Origin of the sequence: Streptomyces sp. URMC 126, assembly GCF_051386555.1 — a bacterium.
Lineage (GTDB): Bacteria > Actinomycetota > Actinomycetes > Streptomycetales > Streptomycetaceae > Streptomyces.
The window spans coordinates 1-7,406 of sequence record NZ_JBPQTX010000334.1 but is presented as its reverse complement, the minus strand read 5'-3'; the positions used below and the strand labels follow the sequence as shown (position 1 = coordinate 7,406).

Genomic DNA, 7,406 nt, shown 5'->3' with positions numbered 1-7,406 from the left:
GTTCGCCCTTGGGCGCGCACTTCAGCCCGTCCGGCGTTTGAGGACGAGCGGCGGAGCCGCGAAAGGGGGGTCTGGGGCGCAGCCCCAGGAAACGGCGAAAGGGCGGGGCTGGGGCCACTCACCCCACAGGCGCCACCGCGGACAGCAGCCGCCCCACCACCCCCACACCATCAAGCGTCAGCACCGACTCCGGATGGAACTGCACCCCGGCGAAGCCGGGCCCGCGCAGGGCGTGGACCTCGCGGGTCATGGCGTTCACCGCGACCTCGACGCCGTGCGCCCGCAGCTCCGCCGCGGCGGCGGCGTCGCACCGCGCCGTGAACGTGTTGTAGAAGCCCACCGTCTCCGGCACCCCGAAGAAGTCGATCCGTTCCTGGGCGCCCTGGAAGGGCACCGTCTTCCGGACGATGTCCAACCCCAGTTCGGCGGCGATGAGTTCATGGCCGAGGCAGACGCCGAGGACGCCGTGCCGGTGGCCGGCGAGGAGGTCGGCGGCCAGCCCGCGCAGCAGCCGCATGCGGGGGTCGCCGGAAGCGGACGGGTCGCCGGGGCCGGGGCCCAGGACGACCGGGCCCTCGTGGGCCAGGGCCGCCTCGCGCAGGCCGGGCTCGTCGAAGCGTCGGACGGTGACGGCGAGGCCCGAGGCCCGCAGCAGATGGGCGAGCATCGCCGTGAACGTGTCCTCGGCGTCGACGACGAGCGCGTGCCCGGACGCCGTACCCGAGGAGGACGGCTCGCGCATGCGGAGCCAGAAGGGCGCCAGGTCCGCCCGCCGCGCGTCGAGCGCCGCCCGGACCCGCGGGTCGTCGGCGAGCCGGGCGGAACCACCCGCGGCCGGGCGCCCGGCGGACGGCCGGACGCCGAGCGCCGCCAGCACGGCCGCCGCCTTCGCGTGCGTCTCGGCGACCTCGCCGCGCGGGTCGGAGTGCCGGACGAGGGTGGCGCCGACGGAGAGCCGCAGCCGGCCGTGCCGGTCGATGTCGGCGGTGCGGATGAGGATGGGGGAGTCGAGGGTGCGGGCGCCGCCCGCGTCCCGGCCGATGAGGGCGAGGGCGCCGGCGTAGTAGCCGCGCCCGCCGGCCTCGTGGCGGCGGATGACACGGCAGGCGTTCTCCACCGGCGACCCGGTGACCGTCGCCGCGAACATCGTCTCCTTCAGCACCTCCCGCACGTCCAGCGACGACCGTCCCCGCAGTTCGTACTCGGTGTGCGCGAGGTGCGCCATCTCGCGCAGCCGCGGGCCGATCACCACGCCGCCCATGTCGCCGACGGTGCACATCATCTTCAGCTCCTCGTCCACGACCATGGACAGCTCCTCCACCTCCTTGCGGTCGTGCAGGAAGGCCAGCAGCCCCTCGGCGGAGGGGCCCTCGGCCGGGTAGCGGTAGGTGCCGCTGATCGGGTTCATCACCACCGTGCCGCCGGACATCCGTACATGGACCTCCGGGCTGGCGCCCACCAGCGTCCGGTCACCGGTGTGGACGACGTACGTCCAGTACGCGCCGCGCTCGCCGGACAGCAGCCGGCGGAAGAGGGCGAGCGCGTCGGCCGCCGTGAAGCCGTGGATCTCCCCCTCGAAGGTGCGGCGGACGACGAAGTCGGCCCCCTCGCCGGTGCCGATCTCCTCCCGGACGACCCGCTCGACGGTCCGCGCGTACTCCTCGTCGTCGACGTCGAACGCGCCGCCCTCCACCCGCACCTCGTGCGCGGGCAGCGCGGCGAGGACGTCCGCGAGCGGCAGCTCGTACGTCTCCTCGGGGCGCAGGACGAGCAGCGGCGTCCCGTCGTCGTGGACCTCGAAGCCGCGCTCGCGCAACTGCCGGAACGGGACGAGGGCCAGCGCGTCGTGCGCCGGGCCGCCCGGCGCGGGCGGGCCGTCCGGCAGCGCGATGTCCGCCAGGCGGCCGGCCTCGGCGACCGGGCCGGTGAGCAGCTCGACGGTGTCCCCGGCCAGGCCGGGGGCGCGGCGGTGGAGCAGGGCGAAGGGCGGGTGGCCCGGGGCGGTAAGCCGGGCGATGAGGGCGGGGAGAGCGGGAGCGGTGTGGTGCACGGGGGGTCCTTCCGGTGGGGAGGAGGGACGGCCCGGGCCCGGAAACGCCGAAGGCCGCCCCTCGGGCGGCCTCGCGTCGGTTGGGTACGCGCAGTCAGTGGGCCGCCGGATGAGCGGTCCACCACCAGTTCTGGTCGCTGTACGCGTACATGCCGCGCACCCTACCGCACGGCCTACCGGATGGCGGAGTCCTTCGTCTCAGAGTCCGGTCCTCCGGATGGACCGGCGCCCGCACCCCGTAATGTGGGGACTGTGACCGTGAACGCTGAAATCCACGCCGGTGGCAACACCTGGCGCTCCCTGCCCGCGGCGCAGCAGCCTGAGTGGCCGGACCCCGAGGCTCTGCGCGATGTGATCGCCGACCTCGAGTCCTATCCTCCCCTCGTCTTCGCCGGTGAGTGCGACCAGCTGCGCCAGCGCCTGGCCGCGGTGGCCCGTGGCGAGGCGTTCCTGCTCCAGGGCGGCGACTGCGCCGAGGCGTTCGACGCGGTCGGCGCGGACCAGATCCGCAACAAGCTCAAGACGCTGCTCCAGATGGGCGCGGTGCTCACGTACGCCGGTTCCGTGCCGGTCGTGAAGGTCGGCCGGATCGCCGGCCAGTACAGCAAGCCGCGTTCGAAGCCGACCGAGACCCGGGACGGCGTGACCCTGCCGACCTACCGGGGCGACTCGGTCAACGGCTTCGCCTTCACCCCGGAGGCCCGGACCCCGGACCCGCAGCGGCTGAAGCGGATGTACCAGGCGTCGGCGTCCACGCTGAACCTGGTGCGCGCCTTCACCACCGGCGGCTACGCGGACCTGCGCCAGGTGCACGCCTGGAACCAGGACTTCGTCCGCTCCTCGCCCTCCGGCCAGCGCTACGAGCAGCTGGCGCGGGAAATCGACCGGGCGATGAACTTCATGAACGCCTGCGGGGTGGACCCGGAGGAGTTCAAGACCGTCGAGTTCTACGCCTCGCACGAGGCGCTGATCCTGGACTACGAGTCGGCGCTGACCCGCGTCGACTCGCGGACCGGGCGGCTGTACGACGTGTCGGGCCACATGGTCTGGATCGGCGAGCGCACCCGGCAGCTGGACGGGGCGCACATCGAGTTCGCGTCGAAGATCCGCAACCCGATCGGCGTCAAGCTGGGTCCGACGACCACCCCCGAGGAGGCGCTGACCCTCATCGAGCGGCTGGACCCGGAGCGCGAGCCGGGCCGGCTGACGTTCATCACCCGGATGGGCGCGGACAAGATCCGCGACAAGCTGCCCACCCTGGTGGAGAAGGTCACGGCCTCCGGCGCCCAGGTGGCGTGGGTCTCCGACCCGATGCACGGCAACACCTTCGAGGCGGCCTCGGGCCACAAGACCCGCCGCTTCGACGACGTGCTGGACGAGGTCAAGGGCTTCTTCGAGGTCCACAAGGCGCTCGGCACCCACCCGGGCGGCATCCACGTCGAGCTCACCGGTGACGACGTCACCGAGTGCGTGGGCGGCGGCGACGAGATCTTCGTCGACGACCTCCACCAGCGGTACGAGACGGCCTGCGACCCGCGGCTCAACCGCAGTCAGTCGCTGGACCTGGCTTTCCTGGTCGCGGAGATGTACCGGGACCAGTAAGGGCCGATGAGCCGGTGTACGCGCCGGTGAGCCGGCGTATGTGAGGGGCGCGGATCTGTGATCCGCGCCCCTCCGCGTACCCGCGCGTTGTCGCCGCCGGAGCGGTGCGGGTAAGGTAAGGGTTACCTTCCTTTTTGATCTTCTCCTTCGGCGAGGCGGTGACCGCGTGTACGTCTGCTCGTGCTTCGGCATCACGGAGCAGCAGGTGCGTGAGCACGCGGAGAACGGCGCGTGCACGCCCCGGCAGATCGCGTCCGCGACCAAGGCCGGCACGGACTGCGGCAGCTGCGTGCGGCGCGTCCAAGCCCTGCTCGGGCGGGGCGCCTGCCCGCGGCGGGAGCTGGTGGACCGGGGCTCCCGGGATCCGCTGGGCGCCGACGCGAACGAGCTGCTGCCGTCGGCGGGGCCGACGGGGTCGTCTGCTTCCTTCGCTCCGTCCGTGCCGTCCGTGCCGCCGGTCGTGCCGCCCGCGGACGGGATCGCCCGCGCGGCCTGACCGACCCGGGGCCGCGGCCCCTAGTGCGCCTCGCCGCTCGACTGCTCGATGAACTGCGCCAGGTACAGCGGCTCGCCCAGCTTCTCGATCAGCTCCAGCTGGGTGTCGAGGTAGTCGATGTGGTCCTCCTCGTCCGCGAGGATCGACTCGAAGATGTTGGCCGAGGTGATGTCGCCCTTGGCCCGCATCACCTCCACCCCGCGCCGGAGGCGGTCGATCGCCTCCACCTCGACCTGCCGGTCGGCCTGGAACATCTCCGTGATCGTCTGGCCGACGCGGACGTGGAAGAGGCGCTGGTAGTTGGGCAGCCCCTCCAGGAAGATGATCCGGTCCGTGAGGACCTCGGCGTGCCGCATCTCGTCGAACGACTCCGCCCGCGTGTGTTCCGCGATCTTGGTCCAGCCGTGGTGTTCCTGCATCTTCGCGTGCAGGAAGTACTGGTTGATGGCGGTCAGCTCGCCCGTCAGCTGTTCGTTGAGGAATTCGATGATCTCCGGGTCGCCCTGCATCGCGCGGGCTCCTTCCCAAGCTCATACCGGCAGGATGCGCGCATCCTCGCACCGGCCTCCCGGACCGTCCAGTAAGTGCACACTTAGTGGGAGTTGTCCTGACAGGGGACGGCCCCCGGTCACCGGCATCGGCCGGGGTCTGACACCATGGAGGCATGGGTCAGTCGGAAAGCCGCAAAGGGGAACATCTCCAGCTGCCTCCGGGGCAGCGTCTCCAGCGTGGCTGGCCGGTGACCCACTACGGGCCCGTGCCGCGGTTCCGCCCGGACCGCTGGGAGTTCCGGGTCTTCGGCGCGACCGCCGACGGCGACAAGCGCTGCTGGACGCACGAGGAGTTCTCGGCCCTGCCGTACACCACGGTGGTCGCCGACCTGCACTGCGTCACCAAGTACAGCGTCCTCGACGCCGAGTGGGGCGGCGTCGCCACCCGTACGATTCTCGAACTCGCCCCTCCCGCCCCGGACGTCACCCATGTGATGGTCTGGGCCGAGTACGGCTACAGCTCCAACCTGCGGCTCTCCGACTTCGCCTCCGAGCGGTCGATCTTCGCCACGCACAAGGACGGTGAGCTGCTCACCGCCGAACACGGCTTCCCGGTGCGGCTCGCGGTGCCGCATCTGTACGCGTGGAAGGGGCCGAAGTGGGTGCGGGGGGTGGAGTACATGACCGCGGACCGGCGGGGGTTCTGGGAGGAGCGCGGGTACCACAACATCGGGGATCCGTGGCGGGAGCAGCGGTACTCGTATCAGGAGCGGCCGGGGGACGGGCCCGAGCTTTAGGGTGCGCCTGCGGCGGGGGTGTGCCCCGGTCCCGCCCTCTCACCGTTTCCTGGGGGCAAGCCCCCAGACCCCCTGTCGCGGCTTCGCCGCTCGTCCTCAAACGCCGGACAGGCTTGATATAGCCGGTCCGGCGTTTGAGGGCAGCGCCGTAGGGCGCTTCGGGGGTGCGGGGGCTCAGCCCCGCAACTCCTTCAGCCGGGCCACATCCGCCGCGTGCCCCTCCTTGCCGCCCGGCGTCTCGATCGTGAGCGGCACACCCGCCGTCTCCGGGTGAGTGAAAAGCTCCGCGAACGGCTCGGCCCCGATATGGCCGGAGCCGATGTTCTCGTGCCGGTCCTTGTGCGCCCCCACGACGTCCTTGGAATCGTTCGCATGGATGAGGCCGAGCCGCCCCGGCCCGACGACCGAGACCAGCTCGTCGAGCGCCGCCTTCATGCCGCCGGGCGCGGCCAGATCGTGGCCCGCCGCGAAGAGGTGGCAGGTGTCCAGGCAGACGCCGAGCTTGGGGTGGTGGTCCAGTACGTCGAAGTACGGGCCCAGGTCGGCGATCCAGGAGCAGAGCGAGGCGCCCTGCCCGGCCGTCGGCTCCAGCAGGAGGCGCGGGTCCTCGTCGTCCGTGAGCTCGTCGAGGAGGGGGAGCAGCCGCTCGCCGACCTGGGCGAGGGCTTCGGCGCGGGGGCGGCCGCCGGTGGCGGCGCCGGTGTGGACGACGACGCCCCGGGCGCCGATTTGCCGGCCCCGGCGCAGGGAGTGCCGCAGCGAGTCGACGGACCGCTCGGCGGTCGCCTCGGTGTGGGAGCCGAAGTTGATCAGGTACGGCGCGTGGACGTACACCGGCAGGCCGGCCTCCGCGCAGCCCGCGCGGAACTCCTCGTCCTGCGCCGGGCTGCCGGGCGGGGTCGCCCAGCCGCGCGGGTTGGCGACGAAGACCTGTACGGCCTCGGCGCCGATCTCGCGCGCGTACGGCAGGCCGGTGCGGGCCAGGCCGCCGGCCACCGGGATGTGGCCGCCGACGGGGTTGCGGGGTATGCCCGCCATCACAGTGCTCCCTTGAGGCGGATGGTGATCGTGTCGCCGCGGGCGGCCTTGTCGCCGGCGCGCACGGACTGGCTCTCCACGGAGTCCTTGGGGAAGAAGAACGGCCGGTCCACCCGGACCTCGAAGCCCGCGGCGGTCAGGATCCGCTTGGCCTCCGCCTCGCTCTTCCCGGTGACGTCCGGGACGGTGAGCATCTCCTTGCCCTTGGACAGGGTGACGGTCACGGAGTCGCCCTTGGCCGCCTGCACGCCCCGGGCGGGGGACTGCTCGGCGACGGAGCCCTTGTCCCGGTCGGAGTACACCTGCGCGTCCGAGACCCTGATCCGCAGGCCCGCGTCGCTCAGCAGGGACTCGGCGTCGTCGGGCGACAGGCCGGACACGTCCGGCACCTCGACCGGCTCGCCCTTGCTGACGATCAGCGACACCGGGGAGTCGGGACGGCGCTCGTCACCGCCCCGGGGGTCGCTGGAGAGCACCTCGCCCTGCGGGGTCTCGTCGCTGAACTGCGTCCGGACGTCCCCGACCGTCAGACCCGCCTGGGTGATCCGCTTCTTCGCCTCGTCCAGCCGCATGCCGACGACGTTGGGGACCTCGGCCCGCTCCGGGCCGCGGGAGACGACCACGGTCACCCGGCCGGTGTTGCGGATGCGCTCGCCTGGCTTGGGGTCGGTGGACATCACATGGCCGCGCTCGACGGTGTCGCTGAACTCGGGGCGCACGCGCACCTTGAGGCCGGCCTTGTCCAGCTTCTTCTCCGCCTGCTCCTGGGTCAGGTCCAGGACGGCGGGGACGGACGTGAACTGGCCGGAGTTGATGTACCACACGCCGGTGCCGGCCAGCAGGGCCAGCAGCACGCCGGCCACCACCAGCACCGCGCGCCGCGGCCTGCGCCGCAGGGCGGCGAACCGCCGGGGGCGGGCCGGGGGCTCGGG

The 7,406-nt window shown here is 72.4% G+C and carries 8 protein-coding genes; 3 read left to right on the top strand and 5 right to left on the bottom strand.

The window, feature by feature from the left end:
• Positions 1–118: 118 nt before the first annotated feature.
• Both ACSNOK_RS28340 and ACSNOK_RS28335 read right to left on the bottom strand, forming a co-directional pair.
• A complete protein-coding gene (locus tag ACSNOK_RS28340) occupies positions 119–2,050 on the bottom strand; it encodes an anthranilate synthase family protein (RefSeq protein ID WP_436783639.1) in 1,932 nt (643 codons plus the stop codon).
• A gap of 94 nt (positions 2,051–2,144) precedes the next feature.
• Complete coding sequence (locus ACSNOK_RS28335; RefSeq protein ID WP_436783640.1) at positions 2,145–2,201, bottom strand: trp operon leader peptide; 57 nt, start codon at positions 2,199–2,201, stop codon at positions 2,145–2,147.
• A gap of 101 nt (positions 2,202–2,302) precedes the next feature.
• Between ACSNOK_RS28335 and ACSNOK_RS28330 the strand changes: the two genes are divergently transcribed.
• Both ACSNOK_RS28330 and ACSNOK_RS28325 read left to right on the top strand, forming a co-directional pair.
• Positions 2,303–3,652, top strand: a complete 1,350-nt coding sequence (locus ACSNOK_RS28330) for a class II 3-deoxy-7-phosphoheptulonate synthase (RefSeq protein WP_436783638.1) — start codon at positions 2,303–2,305, stop codon at positions 3,650–3,652.
• A gap of 166 nt (positions 3,653–3,818) precedes the next feature.
• Positions 3,819–4,148, top strand: a complete 330-nt coding sequence (locus tag ACSNOK_RS28325) for a (2Fe-2S)-binding protein (protein ID WP_436783637.1) — start codon at positions 3,819–3,821, stop codon at positions 4,146–4,148.
• A gap of 20 nt (positions 4,149–4,168) precedes the next feature.
• On the opposite strand, the gene bfr is transcribed toward ACSNOK_RS28325, so the two are convergent.
• Entirely contained in the window at positions 4,169–4,657 is a 489-nt protein-coding gene (bfr, locus tag ACSNOK_RS28320) for a bacterioferritin (RefSeq protein WP_436783636.1), read from the bottom strand.
• Positions 4,658–4,812: 155 nt separating this feature from the next.
• Here bfr and ACSNOK_RS28315 point away from each other — a divergent pair, with 155 nt between their 5' ends.
• Positions 4,813–5,436 (top strand): sulfite oxidase-like oxidoreductase, encoded by a 624-nt coding sequence (locus ACSNOK_RS28315; RefSeq protein WP_436783635.1) that lies wholly within the window; start codon positions 4,813–4,815, stop codon positions 5,434–5,436.
• A 174-nt stretch (positions 5,437–5,610) separates the two neighbouring features.
• On the opposite strand, the gene ACSNOK_RS28310 is transcribed toward ACSNOK_RS28315, so the two are convergent.
• The gene (locus ACSNOK_RS28310; protein WP_436783634.1) at positions 5,611–6,474 is read right to left on the bottom strand and encodes a deoxyribonuclease IV; all 864 of its coding nucleotides are present in this window, start codon (positions 6,472–6,474) and stop codon (positions 5,611–5,613) included.
• Positions 6,474–7,406 (bottom strand): PASTA domain-containing protein (locus ACSNOK_RS28305; protein WP_436783633.1); only part of this gene is annotated, 933 nt, incomplete at its 5' end. The genes ACSNOK_RS28310 and ACSNOK_RS28305, both read right to left, overlap by 1 nt.

Coding starts and splice junctions, on each gene's coding strand:
- bfr (WP_436783636.1), bottom strand. CDS start 4,657: ATGCAGGGCGACCCGGAGATCATCGAATTCCTCAACGAACAGCTGACG.
- ACSNOK_RS28315 (WP_436783635.1), top strand. CDS start 4,813: ATGGGTCAGTCGGAAAGCCGCAAAGGGGAACATCTCCAGCTGCCTCCG.
- ACSNOK_RS28310 (WP_436783634.1), bottom strand. CDS start 6,474: ATGGCGGGCATACCCCGCAACCCCGTCGGCGGCCACATCCCGGTGGCC.